This window comes from Gordonia sp. NB41Y (genome assembly GCF_030718915.1).
Classification (GTDB): domain Bacteria; phylum Actinomycetota; class Actinomycetes; order Mycobacteriales; family Mycobacteriaceae; genus Gordonia; species Gordonia desulfuricans.
In genome coordinates this window covers 102,631-120,114 of record NZ_CP132196.1, presented here as the reverse complement: position 1 = coordinate 120,114, position 17,484 = coordinate 102,631, and the positions used below count along the sequence as shown (strand labels likewise).

The window sequence follows — 17,484 nt, the reverse complement described above, 5'->3', positions numbered from 1 at the left end:
GCCGACGGATGTGGTTCAGGCGGCGTCGAGAACGGCGAGGTGGCCGGTGACGGCCACCGAGATCTGGGTCCGGACATCGGCGATGGTGTCGCGGTCGGGGTAGGAATGGGTCGAGCGCCCGGCGATGGCCAGGTGTACGACGCCGAAGATCATCCGCGCGGTCAGCAGCGCACGGTCGGGGTCGGACACCAGGCCGTGGGCGTCGGCGTCGTCGATGAGCCGTTGCGCGATGTGCGCCTCGAGGTCGCCGACCAGGGCCAGACCTTCCTCGCGATAGCGGTCACCGGACACGCCGAACAGCAGTTCCCGCTGGTAGCTGCATCCGTTGGCCGGGTCGGAGTCCACATAGGCGAGCACCGGACCGACCATCGCCAGGATCGCCTCGGCGGTGTCCGGGATGTCTGCCGCGGCTGCCACACCGGCATCGATGGCGGCCCGGAAGTCTCCGTTGAGCACCATCAGCAGCAGCTCGCTCTTCGACGACGCGTACCGGAACACCGTGCCCGCGGCGACGTCGGCGCGGTCGGCCACCTGACTGGTCGAGACCGCCTCGAACCCCTGCTGGGCGAACAGATCGGCGGCAGCACGAAAGATCCGTTCGTGCTTGTCGCGCATGTTCCGCACCCGACGACCGGGTGAGGGTGTGGACGTGGGTGTCACCAGATCTCCCTCCAGCGATGATCGATGATCGTACTCATTGCTGAGTTTAGTCATTATTCGCTGGGGATCCGCAACGCGCACGATCGGTGGACCGGTTCGGGGCGGCGTCGGCGATCACCACAGATACGAGAACCGCCGCGGCCGTGGTGGCCGCGGCGGTTCTCGCGGTGTCGGGGTGCGCGGTCCGGCCCTGCCGGGTCGGACCGCGAGCCGAGATCAGTCGGGCACGGGGATCAGCCCTGTACCGAGATCAGCCCTGTACCGAGCTCAGTGCCTCGTTGAAGATGGCGCTCGGCCGCATCACGGCGGCGAGCTTCTCGGCGTCGGGGGCGTAGTACCCGCCGATGTCGACCTGATCGCCCTGGACCTTGTTCAGCTCCTCGACGATCGCCGACTCCTGAGCGGCCAGGGTGGCGGCCAGCGGGGCGAACTTCGCCGCGAGGTCGGCGTCCTCGGTCTGCTCGGCGAGGGCCTGTGCCCAGTACATCGCCAGGTAGAACTGGCTGCCGCGGTTGTCGAGCTCGCCGGTGTTGCGCGAGGGACCCTTGTTGTTCTCCAGCAGCTTGCCGGTCGCACTGTCGAGGGTCTTGGCCAGGATCAGCGCCTTGGCGTTGTCGGTCTTGCGGCCGAGGTCCTCGAGGCTCACCGCGAGCGCCAGGAACTCGCCGAGGGAGTCCCACCGCAGGTGGTTCTCCTCGATGAGCTGCTTGACGTGCTTGGGCGCCGAGCCACCGGCACCGGTCTCGTACAGGCCACCACCGGCCATCAGCGGCACGATCGAGAGCATCTTGGCGCTGGTGCCCAGCTCCAGGATCGGGAACAGGTCGGTGAGGTAGTCACGCAGGATGTTGCCGGTCGCCGAGATGGTGTCCAGGCCGCGGATCAGGCGCTCCATGGTGTACCGGATGGCACGGACCTGCGACATGATCTGGATGTCCAGACCGTCGGTGTCGTGATCCTTCAGGTAGGTGTGCACCTTGGCGATCAGCTCGTTCTCGTGCGGGCGGTACGGATCGAGCCAGAACACCACCGGCATACCGGATTCGCGCGAGCGGGTGACGGCGAGCTTCACCCAGTCGCGGATGGGGGCGTCCTTGACGATGCACAGACGCCAGATGTCACCCTCTTCGACGTCCTGGGTCAGCAGCACCTCGCCGGTGGCGTTGTCGGTGATGTTGGCGACACCGGCCGCCGGGACCTCGAAGGTCTTGTCGTGGGAGCCGTACTCCTCGGCCTTCTGTGCCATCAGGCCGACGTTGGGGACGGTGCCCATGGTGGTCGGGTCGAAGGCACCGTTGGTCTTACAGAAGTTGACCATCTCCTGGTAGATGCGGGAGAAGGTGGACTCCGGGTTGACCGCCTTGGTGTCCTTCGGGCGTCCGTCGGCGCCGTACATCTTGCCGCCGGCGCGGATCATGGCCGGCATCGAGGCGTCGACGATGACGTCGCTGGGCGAGTGGAAGTTGGAGATGCCGCGGGCCGAGTCGACCATCGCCAGCTCCGGGCGGTGCTCATGACACTTGTGCAGGTCGTCGACGATCTCCTCGCGCTTGGACGCGGGCAGGGTCTCGATCTTGGCGTACAGGTCCGACAGGCCGTTGTTGACGTTGACGCCGAGCTCGTCGAAGAGCTCACCGTGCTTGGCGAAGGCCTCCTTGTAGAAGGTGCGCACCGCGTGGCCGAAGACGATCGGGTGGCTCACCCGCATCATGGTGGCCTTGACGTGCAGGGAGAACATGACGCCGGTCTTGTAGGCGTCTTCCATCTGCTCTTCGTAGAACTCGATGAGCGCCGTCTTGCTCATGAACATGCTGTCGATGACGTCGCCGTCGGTCAGCGACACCTCGGGCTTGAGCACCACGGTCTCGCCGGCGGCGGTGAGCAGCTCCATCCGGACCTTGCGGTCGCCCTTGACCGTCATCGACTTCTCGCCGTGATAGAAGTCGCCCTCACGCATGTGTGCGACGTGCGTACGCGAGGCCATCGACCACTTGCCCATGCTGTGCGGGTGCTTGCGCGCATACTCCTTGACCGCCTTGGGGGCGCGGCGATCGGAGTTGCCTTCGCGCAGAACCGGGTTCACCGCACTGCCGAGGCACTTGGTGTACCGGGTGCGGATCGCCTGCTCTTCCTCGGTCTTCGGATTGTCCGGGAAATCGGGGATGTCGTATCCCTTGCCCTGCAGTTCCTTGATGGCGGCGTGCAGCTGCGGCACCGATGCGCTGATGTTGGGCAGCTTGATGATGTTGGTGTCGGGGTCCTGGGTCAGCCGGCCGAGCTCGGCCAGGTTGTCGGTGACCTTCTGCTCGTCGGTCAGACGCTCGGGGAACTCGGCGAGAATACGTGCGGCCACCGAGATGTCACTGGTCGCGACATTGATGTCGGCGGCATCGGCGAAGGTGCGAATGACCGGCAGGAATGCGTGCGTCGCCAGCATCGGCGCCTCGTCGGTGAGTGTGTAGATGATGGTCGGCTTTTCCTGGGTCATGTTCCGCCTTCGCCTCGTAATCGTCACGCGACGTCGCGGTCCGTGTTGCCCGACGTCGCCTACTTGTCGCCGTGGTCCGTGTTGCCCCGGCGACATCCAGTATCTCGTATCACGTCCGGGGGAGCACAGTGCGCTCCTCGGTCGGATTCCGGCGCAGGTCTTGTCACGCCGGGATGTCAAGCGTAGCTTGACATCCATGGCCGCGCCGTTCACACCGGACCATCTCGGCACCGGGTTGATCGTCGACATCGCCCCGGCGGTGTCGGCGGTGGTCGCCGCCGCCTCGGCCGAGGCCGCGCGTTGCGCCGCCGAGCTCATCGGGGCCGACCCCGCAGATCCCACCGGTACCGACCCGGCCACGCCGGACGTCCACGCCGACGCGAAGGCGCTGGCGACGCAACTGGTGCGGTTGCGCATCGAGCTCGCCGCCGGACTCGACCCGATCGACACGGTCGTCGTCCTGCGTCGCGGGGAGGTCACCTGGGCGGCGATCGCCCAGGCCGCCGGCACGTCGCGGCAGGCCGCCCACGAGCGGTGGGGACGTCGCGTGCGCGAGGAACTCGACGGCCAGGACTCCGACGACTGACCGCCGGTTTCCGGCCACCGCCCGTGCGACCCCCAGACGATCCACCCCGCAGACGAGCCACCCCACACACGACGATGCCCGGCCGGTGCTCGACCGGCCGGGCATCGTCTGTGAGATGACCGTCGTCCGTGGGGAAGGGACGGGGTGTCCCGCGCCTACCCGGACTCAGTTCGAGTAGTCGTAGAAACCCTTGCCGCTCTTCTTGCCGAGGTAGCCGGCCTCCACCATGCGCTGCAGCAGGGGCGGCGGGGCCAGGTGCGGCTCGCGGAACTCCTGGTAGAGCGACTCCGCCACGTCGAGGACGACGTCGAGGCCGACGGTGTCGCTGAGGGTCAGCGGGCCCATCGGGTGGGCGCAGCCGTTGACCATGCCGGCGTCGATGTCCTCCTTGGTGGCATATCCGCTCTCGTACATGCGGATCGCGCTGACCAGGTAGGGGATCAGCAGGGCGTTGACCACGAACCCGCCGCGGTCGCCGGCGGCGATGGTGCGCTTGCCGAGGTGATCGCGGGCGTATTCGGTGACCTTCTCGATCGCGGTCGGCGAGCTGGCCAGGCTGGAGATGATCTCCACCAGGGGCATCACCGGCACCGGGTTGAAGAAGTGCACACCCACCACACGGCTCGGGTCGGCGACGTCCTTGGCGATTCGGATGATCGGGATCGACGAGGTGTTGGTGGCCAGGATCGCCTCGGGCGAGGTCACCTTGTCCAGCTCGGCGAAGAAGCCCACCTTCAGCGACTCGATCTCCGGCAGCGCCTCGATCACGAGTTCACGATCGGCGAAGTCGCCGATCGAGGTGGTCAGAGTGAGACGCGAGAGTGCTTGCTGCGCATCGTCTTCGGAGATCTTGCCCCGGCTGACGCCGCGGCCCAGCGACTTCTCGATGCGGGCGCGCGCACCGTCGGCCGCGGCCTGGTCGCGCTCGAGCACCAGCACGTCGTCGCCCGCACGGATGGCGATCTCGGCGATTCCGGCACCCATGGTGCCACCGCCGACCACTCCGAGCTGTGTCATGAAAAGCCTCCCGATATCGGTGTTGGATCGTGGGCAACGTTAGTCCGTCAGAGCGTCCCCCGTGCGCGGCGTCCCCCATGCGCACGGATGGCCGCCGGCACCACCTCCCGGCGGCAGGTGCGACGCAGGTCACGACACCCGCCTCGACGGCCCACGAGGCACTGTCGGAAAATCTGGGGCGGCATTCGATCGAGGAGAAGTGAGGCCATGGCAGACGTGTCGTATGTGATCGCCGGTTCGGAGTCGACCGGCGGCGCCGGGATCCAGGCGGATCTGCGCACCTTCGCGCAGTTGGGCACCTACGGGGTGGGCACGCTCACCTGCGTGGTGTCCTTCGACCCGAAGGACGGGTGGGGTCACCGTTTCGTCCCGATCGACGGGTCGGTGATCGCCGACCAGATCGAGGCCGCCACCACCGCCCACGAGCCCGAGGTGGTCAAGGTCGGCATGCTCGGTACCCCGGCGACGATCGACGTGGTCGCCGATGCACTGGCCGCGCGCACGTGGCGTCATGTGGTGGTCGATCCGGTGCTGATCTGCAAGGGGCAGGAACCCGGTGCCGCCCTCGACACCGACAACGCCCTGCGCTCCCGCATCCTGCCGCTCGCGACCGTGGTGACCCCGAACCTGTTCGAGGCCGCGACCCTGGCCGGGATGGACTCGCTGACCACGATCGACGATCTGGCCGAGGCCGCCAAGCGGATCGCCGACCTGGGGCCGCGCCACGTCATCGTCAAGGGCGGCGTCGGACTGGCCGGACCGGACGCCGTCGACGTGGTCTTCGACGGCACCGAGATCACCGTGCTCAGCGCACCGAAGGTGGGCGAGGAGCGTGTATCCGGCGCCGGCTGCACCTTCGCCGCGGCGACCACCGCCGAACTGACCAAGGGCGCCGACGTCCTGGACGCCGCACGGACCGCCAAGCAGTTCACCCACGAGGGCATCGTCGGCCGGCTGGCGTCGCATGTGCCGTTCGACGCGGTGTGGCGGCGCGGCTGAGCCCGGACCGTTCCGCCGCCCGGCCCCGCCGGTCTACTCGCCGGTAGGGGCCGGAATGCCGGATTCTGTGCTGTGTACCACACACGGCGCGTCGGATCCGTACTCGCGCGTAGCGAAACAATTCGCAAGAATCGATCGGGCCCGCCCACTGTTGTCCCGGTCCGCCGACCGGGACCTGCCGAAATGCGGTCCGACGCCCCCGTCGGATCGCAGCGCGACCGTCGCGCGGCCGAACCCGGGCGGGAGACGAAGGAGGGATATCGGTGGTGTTTGCACGTATTGCCGTCGTGAACCGCGGTGAGGCCGCCATGCGACTCATCCACGCCGTTCGGGCGTTGTCCGCGGAGACCGGACAGCCCATCGAGGTCATCGCGCTGCACACCGATGTGGACCGCAATGCGACGTTCGTCCGTGAGGCCGACGTAGCCTACGACTTGGGGCCGGCCGCCGCGCGGCCCTACCTGAACCTGGAGATCCTCGAGCACGCCCTGCTCGAGACCGGCGCCGACGCGGCGTGGGTCGGTTGGGGCTTCGTCGCCGAGGATCCCGCATTCGCCGAGTTGTGCGACCGCATCGGTGTCACCTTCGTCGGACCGTCGGCCGAGGCGATGCGCAAGCTCGGCGACAAGATCGGCGCCAAGCTGATCGCCGAGGAGGTCGGCGTCCCGGTTGCCCCGTGGAGCCGCGGACCCGTCGACACCATCGACGACGCGCTCACCTCCGCTGCGCAGGTCGGCTACCCGCTGATGCTCAAGGCGACCGCCGGAGGCGGTGGCCGCGGTATCCGCGTGATCACCAGCGACGACGACCTGCGCGACGCCTTCGACCGCACCCGCGACGAGGCCGCCCGCGCCTTCGGCAGCGGCGTGGTGTTCCTGGAGCGTCTGGTCACCGGTGCCCGCCACGTCGAGGTACAGGTGATCGCCGACGGGCAGGGCACCGCCTGGGCCCTCGGCGTCCGCGACTGCTCGGTACAGCGCCGCAACCAGAAGATCATCGAGGAGTCGGCCTCGCCGGTGCTCGCCCCCGAGCAGGTCGCCGAGCTCAAGACCTCGGCCGAGCGTCTCGCGGTCGCCGTCGGCTACTGCGGCGCGGCCACCGTCGAGTTCCTGTACCACCCCGGTGAGCGCCTGTTCGCCTTCCTCGAGGTCAACACCCGCCTGCAGGTGGAGCACCCGATCACCGAGATCACCACCGGCTTCGACCTGGTCCGCGCCCAGCTGCGCGTCGCCGGGGGCGAGAAGCTGACCGGTGAGGCACCCCTCGAGCGTGGGCATGCCATCGAGGCCCGGCTCAACGCCGAGGACCCCGACCGCGACTTCGCGCCCGCCCCGGGCCGGATCGAGCGGCTCGAGCTACCCGCAGGACCCGGTATCCGCGTCGACACCGGAGTCAGCGAGGGCGACACCATCCCCGCCGACTTCGACTCGATGATCGCCAAGGTCATCGCCTACGGCCGCAACCGTGACGAGGCGCTGGGCCGGCTGCGCCGCGCGATGGCCGAGACCCGCGTCATCATCGAGGGCGGCTCGACCAACAAGAGCTTCGTGCTCGAACTGCTCAACCAGCCCGAGGTGATCGACGGCAGCGCCGACACCGGCTGGATCGACCGCGTCCGCGAAGAGGGCCGCCTGGTCGCCAACCGGCACTCCGCGGTGGCCCTGGCCGCCGCCGCGATCGAGACCTACGAGGAAGAAGAGGGCGTCGAGCGTCACCGCCTGCTGTCCACCGCCGCCGGTGGCCGCCCGCAGGTCCAGCACGACAGCGGACGTCCGCTCGACCTGAAGCTGCGTGGGGTGGGGTACCGCGTGCGCGTGGCCCGCATCGGTGCGCACCGCTTCCGTGTCGGCATCGAGGCCGGCGAGCTCACCCGCACCGCCGACGTCGACATCGAGCGATTCGACACCCACACCTCCCAGATGGTCCTCAACGGCGTCCGCTACCGCCTGGTGACCGGCACCCACGGGCCGATCCACCTGGTCGACGTCGACGGTGTGACCCACCGTGTCAGCCGGGACGAGGGCGGTGTGGTGCGCGCCCCGGCGCCTGCGCTGGTCGTGGCCACCCCGCTGTCGGTCGGCGACGAGGTCGAGGCCGGCGCCCCGGTCCTGGTCCTGGAGTCGATGAAGATGGAGACCCTGGTCCGTGCGCCGTTCCGCGCGCGGCTCAAGGAGTGCGTGGTCTCGGTGGGCACCCAGGTCGAGACCGGCGCGCCGCTGCTGCGTCTGGAACCGATCGTCGACGACGCCGAGGACGAGACCCCCGAGGTCTCCGAGGCCGTCGAGATCGAGCTGCCCGACGCCCCGGTGGACGTCTCCGCCGAGGACCGCACCAGCCGTGGTCTGGAAGACCTGCGCAGCCTGCTGCTCGGCTACGACGTCGATCCGCACGACCGCACCCGGCTGCTCAACGACTACCTGACCGCCCGTGCGACGGTGATCGAGGACGGACGTCGTCCGCTGGCCGACGAGCTCGAACTCATCACGGTGTTCGCCGATCTGGCCGACCTGAGCAAGAACCGCCCGTCGGAGGAGAACCTCGGCGACGAGCACGTGCACTCGTCGCGTGAGGGATTCCACACCTACCTGCAGAGCCTCGACGTGGAGCGTGACGGCCTGCCGGCCACGTTCCACGCCCAGCTGGGCCGGGCGCTGGCGCACTACGGTGTGCACGACCTCGAGCGCAGCCCGGAACTGGAGGCGGCGGTCTTCCGCATCTTCCTGGCGCTGCAGAACCCGGCACAGTCGGTCACCGTGATCAGCACACTGCTGCGCGAGTGGCTGCGGGAGCCCACTCCCCGCGACGAGTTGCAGGACGGTGTCGGCAACGCACTCGACCGCCTGGTGGCGGCCACCCAGGTGCGCTTCCCGGTGATCGCCGACCTGACGCGCGGCGTCATCTACGCCTGGTACGGCCAGCCGCTGCTGCGGCGCAACCGCGCCCGCGTCTACCGCGACGTGCGTGAGCACCTGCGCTACCTCGACGCCAACCCGGCCGCCCCGGATCGCGACGAGCGGATCTCGGAGATGGTCAGCAGCACCGAGCCGCTGGTGCGGGTGCTGGTGCAGCGGATGCAGCGTGAGAACGCCGATCCGACGGTGATGCTCGAGGTGCTCACCCGCCGCTACTACGGCAACAAGGGCCTCACCGCGGTCCGCATCGAGAAGCCGGCCGGCGCCACCTTCGTGATCGCCGAGCGTGACGGGAACCACCTCGTCTCGTCGGCGGTCCGGTTCGACGAGCTGGGGTCAGCACTCGGTGAACTCGGCCAGCTCGCCCGCGACACCGCCTCCATCGACGCCGACATCTACCTGAGCTGGGAGGACCAGCCCGACGATTTCGACGCGATGGCCGCAGCCCTCGGCGAGGTCATCGCGGCCGCGGTGCTGCCGTACTCGGTGCACCGGGTGACGATCACCGTCGCCGGCGCCGACGGTGCGTTCATGCATCACCACTTCACCTTCCGTCCCACGGCCACCGGTATGGCCGAGGAGCGGCTGATCCGCGGACTGCACCCGTACATCGCGCAACGGATGCAGATGGAGCGGTTGCGCAAGTTCGACCTCACCCGTCTGCCGTCGTCGGACGACGAGGAGGTGTACCTGTTCCGCTGCGTGGCCAAGGACAACCCGTCCGACGACCGTCTGATCGCATTCGCCCAGGTACGTGACCTCAGCGCCATGCGCGACGAGGACGGCCGGGTGCTCACCCTGCCGACCGCCGAGACCATCCTGGCCTCGTGCGTCGACTCGATCCGCCGCGCCCAGCCGCTCTCCGACCGCAACGCCGACACCAACCGGATCGTGCTCTACATCTGGCCGCCGATGGACCTGTCGGTGGAGAACCTCGACGTGGTGGCCGCACACATCCGCGGTACCGCGGCCGGTGTCGGTCTCGAGGAGGTCCAGGTGATCGCGCGTCGTCGCGATGCCGAGACCAGCGAGCTGAGCAAGGTCTCGATCCGCTTCGCCGCCAACCCGACCGGCAGCTTCGATGCCGTCGTCGAGGAGCCGACCGACGAGCCGATCGAACCGGTCGACGCCTACCGGCAGAAGGTGCTGCGGGCCGCCAAGCGCAACACCGTCTACCCCTACGAGCTGGCCGGGTTGCTCGGCGAGTTCGCCGAGTACGATCTCGACGCCGAGCAGCGGCTGGTGCCGGTCGACCGTCCGAAGGGCCGCAACAGCGCGGCGATCGTGGCCGGCGTGGTCACCACGGTCACCGACAAGTACACGCAGGGCATCACCCGCGTGGTGCTGCTCGGCGACCCGACCAAGTCGCTGGGCGCACTGTCGGAGCCGGAATGTGCACGCGTCATCGCCGCACTCGATCTGGCCGAGTCGATGCAGGTCCCGCTGGAGTGGTACGCCCTGTCCTCGGGTGCCCGCATCTCGATGGACTCGGGTACCGAGAACATGGACTGGGTGGCCCGCGCCCTCAAGCGTGTCGTGGAGTTCACCCAGGCCGGTGGTGAGATCAACATCGTCGTGGCCGGCATCAACGTCGGCGCGCAGCCGTACTGGAACGCCGAGGCGACGATGCTCATGCACACCAAGGGCATCCTGGTGATGACCCCGGATTCGGCGATGGTGCTGACCGGTAAGCAGTCGCTGGACTTCTCCGGTGGCGTGTCGGCCGAGGACAACTTCGGTATCGGCGGATACGACCGTGTGATGGGCCCGAACGGTCAGGCGCAGTACTGGGCGCCGAACCTGGCGGCCGCCCGCGACGTGCTGATGTCGCACTACGACCACACCTACGTGGTTCCGGGCGAGCGCACCCCGCGCCGTGCCCACACCACCGACCCGGTCGAGCGTGACATCTCCGATTTCCCGCACGTGATGGCCGACAGCGACTTCGCCACCGTCGGACAGATCTTCTCGGTCGAGCACAATCCCGACCGCAAGAAGCCGTTCGACATCCGCACCGTGATGCGTGCGGTGGCCGACCAGGACCATGCCGTCCTGGAGCGCTGGGCGGGCATGGCCGACGCCGAGACCGCCGTCGTCTGCGACGTCCACCTCGGCGGGGTGCCGGTGTGCCTGCTGGGCATCGAGTCCCGCGAGGTCGCCCGCCGCGGCTACAAGCCGACCGACGGACCGGACGCCTACACCGCGGGCACGCTGTTCCCGCAGTCGTCGAAGAAGGCGGCCCGGGCGATCAACGTCGCCAGCGGCAACCGTCCGCTGGTGGTGCTGGCCAACCTGTCGGGCTTCGACGGCTCGCCGGAGTCGATGCGCAAGCTGCAGCTGGAGTACGGCGCCGAGATCGGTCGTGCGATCGTCAACTTCCGTGGGCCGATCGTGTTCTGCGTGATCTCGCGCTACCACGGTGGTGCGTTCGTGGTGTTCTCCAAGGCGCTCAACCCGAACATGACCGTGCTGGCGATCGACGGCTCGTTCGCGTCGGTGCTCGGTGGCGCCCCCGCCGCCGCAGTCGTGTTCGCCGGTGAGGTCGCCAAGCGGGTGGCCGCGGATCAGCGGGTACGCGAACTGGAGACCACCCTGGCCGCCTCGTCCGGCGGCGACCGCTCGGCGATCGCCGCCGAGCTCGCCGAGACCAGGCAGTCGGTGCGCGCGGAGAAGATCAGCGAGATCGCCGCGGAGTTCGACGGGGTGCACAGCATCCGCCGCGCCGTGGAGGTCGGATCGGTGGACGCCGTGATCGCCGCCTCGGAGCTGCGTCCGCAGATCATCAGGGCGATCGAGGGCAATCCCGCGTGGTCGGACAGCAACGCCCACGTCGGGGTGTCCTGATCACCTGACCCGACGACTCGGGCCCCGACCTCCTGCGAGGTCGGGGCCCGCTCGCGTTCACCGGGTCCGGCGCGGTCAGTTGCCGTCGAGATCCGGGGGAGTGGTGGTCATCAGACGCGGATCGGGTTGACCGCCCGCAGTTCTGAGCACTCCCAGCACCGCCCTGCCCAACGCGAGGAGTCCGCGCGGTCCGCGCTTGTCGATCCCACCGAGGAGCTGCTTGACGATGGTCAGCTGGTCGAAGTAGATCCGTTCGGTGACGAGGTTCTCGTTCTCGTCGAAGATGAAGTACGCGGTCATCCGCGTCCGATGCCGCGACCCGGTGGGCGGGATCTTGCCGAGGTACCCCTTCTGGGTGCCGAGCAGCCAGAACTCGACGATCACCGCATCCACGCTGTGCCGGAACGCGATCAGTTCGTGGTCCTGATCGGGGAAGGCCACGCGGGTGTCGTGGTAGTAGCCGCGGACGTCCGAGTCGCCGTCGTGCACCAGCATCTGGGCGATCAGCTCGTAGTGCGGATGCGGGAACGTCGACAGCGTCGCGTCCCAGTCCTGGGCCACCTCGTCGTGGAAGTGATCGAGGACCAGCTTCTCCCGCGCGCGCAGCACGTCTTCGGGCGGCAGGGTGAATCGTGATCGCATGGGTCTCCTGTGATCGTCGTGAGCGGGCCGTGACCTAAATACCCACACCGTGGGTAATATGCGTCACAGACTAGCGCCGACCTGATGACCGAGGCAACACCATCGGGCAGAATTGTCCGGCGTGACCACCACCTCGGGACCACGCCGTGGCCGACCCCCCAAGGGCGAGTCGGGGCTCACCCGTACGGCGATCGTCACCGCGACCCTCGCCGCGATCGACCGCGACGGCGTATCGACGGTGGGCATGCGGTCGATCGCGCGTGCACTCGGGGTGGACCCGAAGAGCCTCTACAACCACGTGCACGGGCTCGACGGACTGCTCGACGCCGTCGCCGAACATGTCCTCGGCTCCGTCGAGCTGCCGCAGGTCACCGGCGACCTCACCACCGACCTCACCGCGGTTGCGTACGCCTTCCGTGCAGCGGCGCTCGCGCATCCACACGCGGCGGCGCTGGTGCTCACGCGTCAACTCGACTCAGTCGAGGGTCTGGCGCCGGTGCAGCTGGTGCTCGCCACCCTGCGCGACGCGGGTTGTCCCGCCGAGGAGTCCGTCCACATCCTGCGCGCCCTGCTGGCGGCGGTGATCGGTGCGCTGTTGCGTGAGGTCGAGGCCGGCCCGACCTTCGGCTCCACCCTCGCCGCAGATGTCGCGAGAAGAACTGCAGCCCTGGCTGATTCGGGATTCCCTGCGGTCGCCGAGGCCGCGCCGTTCATCGCTCGGTTCGACGGTCCCGCCGAGTTCGAGTACGCGGTGGGATTCGCGATCGATGCAGTCCGTGCACGGCTGCGACGCGACTCCGATGCCTCGGGTTCCCGAATCCGGCATCCAGACCACTGACCTGCACCTATCCTGAGCCGAGGCCCGGCAACCGGCCACAGGGGCCCGGATCGTCATCGCAGTCGGATGACCAGGAGGCCGCCGATGCGTTCGCAACCGTCGACGTCATCCGACGATCCCCGGTGCGTCCGCCGGATGTCGAAGGACCATCACACCGTGGGACGAGAAGAGGTCCGCACCTTCGCCCGCGTGGTCCACGACTGGAATCCGCTCCACCACCGGGAGGCGGCCGCCCACGCGGCCGGACATCGCGCCCTGCAGGCGCCGCTGACGTACGCGGCGGCCATCGCGGGACCCATGGAACAAGCCGACCTCCTCGCCGATCTGCCGGGCGGATACGACCTTTCGCAGCTGCTACACGTCAAGGAGCGGCACATCTACCACCAACCGGTCTACGTCGGTGACCGACTCTGGCGCGTGTCGTGGGTGAAGTCCTATCGCCCGTCCGAGCGTGCCGACGTCATCGTGATCGAGAACCAGTTCGTCCGCGCCGACGGCGAGGTCGTGCAATCGATGTGGACCTCACTGCTCGGGCGCAGCGGCGGTGGCGTCGACCCCGACATCGTGCGGGCGGCCCATCAGGTGATGGCGGTCGTGCCGGACATGCCCGAGACCGTCCGCATCGGCCCCGATCCGGACGCCCTCCGTGAACCCGGCGACTTCCGGCCACCCGGCCCGGCGACCACCTGCGCCAACAAGTGGGAACGCGGAATGTTGTTGCCCGAGCACACCTTCGAGATCTCGCGCACCGATCTCGTGCTCTACTCGGGCGTCTCGGCAGACCCGAACCCGGTGCACTTCAGCGAGCACCTCGCCCGGCTCGCCGGGCTCGAGACCGTCGTTGCCCAGGCGATGCTGACGATGGCGCTCGGCGGCGCCTATCTCGGGACACTCGTCGGCGACCCGGCGTCGGTGCGAGAGTACCGCGCTCGTTTCACCAGTCCGGTCTACCTCCGCGCGACCGAGCGGGCGACGCTGAGATTCGGCGCGAAGGTCAGACATCGCGACCCCGAGAGCGGGAGGGCCGAGCTGAGCATCACCGCCACGCACGATGGGCGGAGGATCTTCGGACGATGTTCTGCGACGGTGGATCTGCGCTAGGGCCCCACGGGAGGGTGGCCCCGGTCCCGCTCGTTCTCGGGGTGACGGTCACCGCTCCCCGGTGACGTGCCGGTCGGCGACGTCGAGTGCCCGGTCGAGGATCTCCAGCCCGGCCCGCGCCTCGTCGGCGGTGACGGTGCACGGCGGGACGACGTGGATACGGTTGTAGTTGGCGAACGGCAACAACCCGGCCGACTTGCAGGCTGCGATGGTCTCGGTCATCGCCGGGCTGCTCGAACCGTAGGGCGCCAGTGGTTCACGGGTCGCGCGATCGGCGACCAGCTCGACCGCCCAGAACACACCGACACCACGCACCTCGCCGACACTGGGATGCCGATCGGCGAGTTCGCGCAGGCCGGGGCCGATCACCTCGGCACCGATCGTGGCCGCGTTCTCGACGATCTGCTCGTCTTCCATCGCGCGGATGGTGGCGACTGCTGCCGCGGTCGCGAGCGGATGACCGGAGTAGGTCAGTCCGCCGGGATAGGCGCGGTGGGCGAAGGTCTCGGCGATCGCGGTGTTGATCACCACACCGCCGAGGGGGACGTATCCGGAGTTGACGCCCTTGGCGAAGGTGATCAGATCCGGGGTGACGTCGCCGTGTTCGAACGCGAACCACCGTCCGGTGCGGCCGAATCCGGCCATCACCTCGTCGGCGATGAACACGATGCCGTGGCGGTCACAGATCTCTCGCACGCCGGTGAGATAACCGGGCGGCGGGACCATGATCCCGGCGGTACCGGGCACCGACTCCAGGATGATCGCCGCGATCGTGCCCGAACCCTCCATGGCGACGACCTGCTCGAGGTGCGCGAGTGCGCGCTCGCACTCCTGCTGCTGCGTCTCGGCATGGAACTGCGAACGGTACAGGAACGGCCCGAAGAAGTGGACGACGCCGCGGGTACCGGAGTCGGTCGCCCAGCGCCGCGGGTCGCCGGTGAGGGCCACGGCGGTGTCGGTGCCACCGTGGTACGAGCGGTAGCGCGACAGCACCTTCGGCCGGCCGGTGTGCAGTTTGGCCATCCGCACCGCGTGTTCGACGGCGTCGGCGCCGCCGTTGGTGAAGAACACCTTGTCCAGGCCGGCGGGGGTGTGGGTGGTGATCAGCCTCGCCGCCTCCGACCGCGCGTCGTTGGCGTGATGCGGGGCGACGGTGCACAGTTTGGCCGCCTGCGCCGCGATCGCCTCGACCACCTTCGGGTGCTGATGGCCGATGTTGGTGTTCACCATCTGCGAGGAGAAGTCCAGCAACCGCTTTCCGTCACCGTCCCACACATACGATCCCGCCGAGGCGGTGATCGTCATCGGCGAGATCTCGGCCTGTGCCGACCACGAGTGGAAGACGTGGGCACGGTCGAGCTCGTAGGCCCGAGCCGCCTCGGCCCTGGCGTCGGCCGCCGAGAGCCCGTTGGGCAGCGTCGGGGCTTCGTCGTCGATGAGGGTCATGGCCACGCTCCGTACACGGTGATTCGGGTAGTCGCCGTCATCCTAAGGGGACAGCCCGTCGTCCGCGGGATCGAGGGCGCCCCCGCGCGTTGGCGGCTTCGGCCCCGCTCGCGATCTCAGGGCCGATCGTGATGATGGCGAGCCGAGGCCCAGCCCGCGTAGTCGTGCATCCAGTCATCGACGTGGACACCGGAGGTATGCCTCCACTGCACGGTGTCGGCGGAGGCGTCCCGGTCCAGGGCGGCGAGTGCCGAGAGGGCGAGGCACAGCACCGCCACACCCACTGCGACCATGACCGCCACCCGGAGCCGACCGGGCCTCACCAGGACAGCCCCCGAGTGGATCGGGCCGGCGAACATGTCCTCACGCACCGACGCCCACCTCCGTTCCGGTTCGTCCCCCGGTACGGTCGACCCCGGTGACCGAGAGGTAGGCAACGAGTACCACCATCACGGCCAGGAACACCACATTGGTCACCGTCGTACCGAACCCCAGCCCCCCGGCCGTGGGCGACTGGGTCAGAAGGTCACCGAGCGAGGCCCCCAGCGGTCTGGTCACGACGTATGCGGCCCAGAACGCGACGACCGCCGGCAGCCCGAATGAACGGTGTGCCACCGCGATCGCGACGATCACCAGTGCGAAGACCGCCGCCGACAGCCGGTAGCCCAGGTCGAGCCGTTCGGCGATCAGGTCACCCGCAGCGGTGCCCAGCGCGAAGGTCACCAGGATCGCGAGCCAGTAGAAGGCCTCACGCCGCACGGTGCGGATCGAGTGGATCGACAACGTGCGCTCCACCCGATACCACGCGGCGAACACGAGCATCAGCGCCACGGCGAACACCGTCGTCGAGGTGATGAGCGGAACACCCCACGAATCGGTGAGGGTGTCGGTGACGAGCGTGCCGGTCACACTGATGACCAGGACGGTCCACCAGTACACGACAGGGATGTAGCGCCGCACCGAGAACTGGACGATCAGCGCGATCACGGCCAGCACGAGGGTCACGATGGTGGTGGTGCGCAGCCCCGCACCCAGGGTCATGTTCAGATAGTCGGCCGCGGTCTCACCGACCGTGGTGGCGAGGATCTTGATGATCCAGAAGAAGATGGTGATCTCGGGGACCTTGTTGGCCCGCAACACCGTCCACACCGGGGTGCCGACGGCGGCGGTACGGTCGTCTCCACACGGGCTCATCTACTGCCTCCCCGCTCAGCGCAACACCGCGCGATGGCGGGCGGCGTCCGGTCCGGGTGCGGCACCCGGCAACAACTTCCGCGCCGCCGACGGCGCATGCGGACCGAACCTGGCCAGCACCGCGACGCTCAGTTCCGTGACGGTCACGCCGACCGCCACCCCCAGTGCCGCTCCGGCCACCACATCGCTCACCCAGTGCACACCGAGATACAGACGCGTACCCGCGGCGACCACGACGACCACGGTCGCCAGGAACCACGCGACCATCCGCGTCGACCGCCGGGCCCGATCGGTGACGAGCACCACCAGCGCACAGACCAGGGCGGTGGTCCCGGTGACGTGTCCGGACGGATACGAGTAGGTCATCTCGAGCACTCCGAGCTGATCGAGCGCCGGGGGCCGGTGACGGGACACGATCAGCTTGGCCACCTCACCGAGTGCCCCCGCGACGGCGACCGTGGCGATCAGCGCGACGGCACGGGTCAGAGCCCGGTCCCGGATGAAGAACCCCAGTGCCGCGATCGCGGTCCACGCGGTCACGCTGACCGGACCGAACGCGAGGGTGACCTGGGTGATGATCGTGGTGGCGGTACCGCCGCGGTGCGCGACGAACCAGCTCATCACCGCGTCGTCGATCCCGGTGGGTGAGCCGTCGAGCATGAAGGTGATCGCACCGATACAGACGACGAGGATTCCGGTGATTCCGGCGGCAATTCGCAGGGGATGACTTCGCACGTCCTACACCGTGCTCCGGGGC

At 68.7% G+C, this 17,484-nt stretch carries 13 protein-coding genes; 5 read left to right on the top strand and 8 right to left on the bottom strand.

Going from position 1 to position 17,484, the window contains the following annotated elements; all coding sequences use genetic code 11:
- Positions 1-15 precede the first annotated feature (15 nt).
- Both Q9K23_RS00540 and Q9K23_RS00535 read right to left on the bottom strand, forming a co-directional pair.
- Entirely contained in the window at positions 16-615 is a 600-nt protein-coding gene (locus Q9K23_RS00540) for a TetR/AcrR family transcriptional regulator (RefSeq protein ID WP_053776793.1), read from the bottom strand.
- 295 nt (positions 616-910) lie between these two features.
- Positions 911-3,148, bottom strand: a complete 2,238-nt coding sequence (locus Q9K23_RS00535; RefSeq protein WP_020790353.1) for an NADP-dependent isocitrate dehydrogenase — start codon at positions 3,146-3,148, stop codon at positions 911-913.
- A gap of 196 nt (positions 3,149-3,344) precedes the next feature.
- Here Q9K23_RS00535 and Q9K23_RS00530 point away from each other — a divergent pair, with 196 nt between their 5' ends.
- Complete coding sequence (locus Q9K23_RS00530; RefSeq protein ID WP_053776794.1) at positions 3,345-3,734, top strand: hypothetical protein; 390 nt, start codon at positions 3,345-3,347, stop codon at positions 3,732-3,734.
- A 165-nt stretch (positions 3,735-3,899) separates the two neighbouring features.
- Here the strand turns inward: Q9K23_RS00530 and Q9K23_RS00525 are convergent, their stop codons facing one another.
- Entirely contained in the window at positions 3,900-4,751 is an 852-nt protein-coding gene (locus Q9K23_RS00525; protein ID WP_020792571.1) for a 3-hydroxybutyryl-CoA dehydrogenase, read from the bottom strand.
- Between the two features lie 207 nt (positions 4,752-4,958).
- On the opposite strand from Q9K23_RS00525, the gene Q9K23_RS00520 reads away from it, so the two are divergent.
- Complete coding sequence (locus tag Q9K23_RS00520) at positions 4,959-5,750, top strand: hydroxymethylpyrimidine/phosphomethylpyrimidine kinase (RefSeq protein ID WP_305950339.1); 792 nt, start codon at positions 4,959-4,961, stop codon at positions 5,748-5,750.
- Positions 5,751-6,016: 266 nt separating this feature from the next.
- Positions 6,017-11,506, top strand: coding sequence for a carboxyl transferase domain-containing protein (locus Q9K23_RS00515; protein ID WP_305950338.1), 5,490 nt, complete (start codon positions 6,017-6,019; stop codon positions 11,504-11,506).
- A gap of 75 nt (positions 11,507-11,581) precedes the next feature.
- Here the strand turns inward: Q9K23_RS00515 and Q9K23_RS00510 are convergent, their stop codons facing one another.
- Positions 11,582-12,148, bottom strand: coding sequence for an ester cyclase (locus Q9K23_RS00510; RefSeq protein WP_020790427.1), 567 nt, complete (start codon positions 12,146-12,148; stop codon positions 11,582-11,584).
- Between the two features lie 121 nt (positions 12,149-12,269).
- Here Q9K23_RS00510 and Q9K23_RS00505 point away from each other — a divergent pair, with 121 nt between their 5' ends.
- Together Q9K23_RS00505 and Q9K23_RS00500 are read left to right on the top strand one after the other, a co-directional pair.
- Positions 12,270-12,986: a TetR/AcrR family transcriptional regulator gene (locus Q9K23_RS00505; RefSeq protein ID WP_020790431.1), complete on the top strand. Its 717-nt coding sequence runs from the start codon at positions 12,270-12,272 to the stop codon at positions 12,984-12,986.
- An 84-nt stretch (positions 12,987-13,070) separates the two neighbouring features.
- The gene (locus Q9K23_RS00500) at positions 13,071-14,087 is read left to right on the top strand and encodes a MaoC family dehydratase N-terminal domain-containing protein (protein WP_160319583.1); all 1,017 of its coding nucleotides are present in this window, start codon (positions 13,071-13,073) and stop codon (positions 14,085-14,087) included.
- Positions 14,088-14,135: 48 nt separating this feature from the next.
- Here Q9K23_RS00500 and Q9K23_RS00495 read toward each other — a convergent pair whose 3' ends face one another.
- The 4 genes from Q9K23_RS00495 to Q9K23_RS00480 all read right to left on the bottom strand — a co-directional run bounded on the left by Q9K23_RS00495 (position 14,136) and on the right by Q9K23_RS00480 (position 17,462).
- Positions 14,136-15,533, bottom strand: a complete 1,398-nt coding sequence (locus Q9K23_RS00495) for an aspartate aminotransferase family protein (RefSeq protein ID WP_053776796.1) — start codon at positions 15,531-15,533, stop codon at positions 14,136-14,138.
- Positions 15,534-15,649: 116 nt separating this feature from the next.
- Entirely contained in the window at positions 15,650-15,904 is a 255-nt protein-coding gene (locus Q9K23_RS00490; RefSeq protein WP_020790429.1) for a hypothetical protein, read from the bottom strand.
- A complete protein-coding gene (locus Q9K23_RS00485; protein WP_020790426.1) occupies positions 15,897-16,727 on the bottom strand; it encodes a hypothetical protein in 831 nt (276 codons plus the stop codon). Before Q9K23_RS00485 ends, Q9K23_RS00490 begins: the two co-directional genes overlap by 8 nt.
- Before the next feature lie 15 nt (positions 16,728-16,742).
- Complete coding sequence (locus Q9K23_RS00480) at positions 16,743-17,462, bottom strand: phosphatase PAP2 family protein (RefSeq protein WP_053776797.1); 720 nt, start codon at positions 17,460-17,462, stop codon at positions 16,743-16,745.
- Positions 17,463-17,484 lie beyond the last annotated feature (22 nt).

Excerpts from the sequence above, each read along its gene's own strand:
- Q9K23_RS00540 (WP_053776793.1), bottom strand. The coding sequence starts at position 615 with ATGCGCGACAAGCACGAACGGATCTTTCGTGCTGCCGCCGATCTGTTC.
- Q9K23_RS00535 (WP_020790353.1), bottom strand. The coding sequence starts at position 3,148 with ATGACCCAGGAAAAGCCGACCATCATCTACACACTCACCGACGAGGCG.
- Q9K23_RS00530 (WP_053776794.1), top strand. The coding sequence starts at position 3,345 with ATGGCCGCGCCGTTCACACCGGACCATCTCGGCACCGGGTTGATCGTC.
- Q9K23_RS00525 (WP_020792571.1), bottom strand. The coding sequence starts at position 4,751 with ATGACACAGCTCGGAGTGGTCGGCGGTGGCACCATGGGTGCCGGAATC.
- Q9K23_RS00520 (WP_305950339.1), top strand. The coding sequence starts at position 4,959 with ATGGCAGACGTGTCGTATGTGATCGCCGGTTCGGAGTCGACCGGCGGC.
- Q9K23_RS00510 (WP_020790427.1), bottom strand. The coding sequence starts at position 12,148 with ATGCGATCACGATTCACCCTGCCGCCCGAAGACGTGCTGCGCGCGCGG.
- Q9K23_RS00500 (WP_160319583.1), top strand. The coding sequence starts at position 13,071 with ATGCGTTCGCAACCGTCGACGTCATCCGACGATCCCCGGTGCGTCCGC.
- Q9K23_RS00495 (WP_053776796.1), bottom strand. The coding sequence starts at position 15,533 with ATGACCCTCATCGACGACGAAGCCCCGACGCTGCCCAACGGGCTCTCG.
- Q9K23_RS00485 (WP_020790426.1), bottom strand. The coding sequence starts at position 16,727 with ATGAGCCCGTGTGGAGACGACCGTACCGCCGCCGTCGGCACCCCGGTG.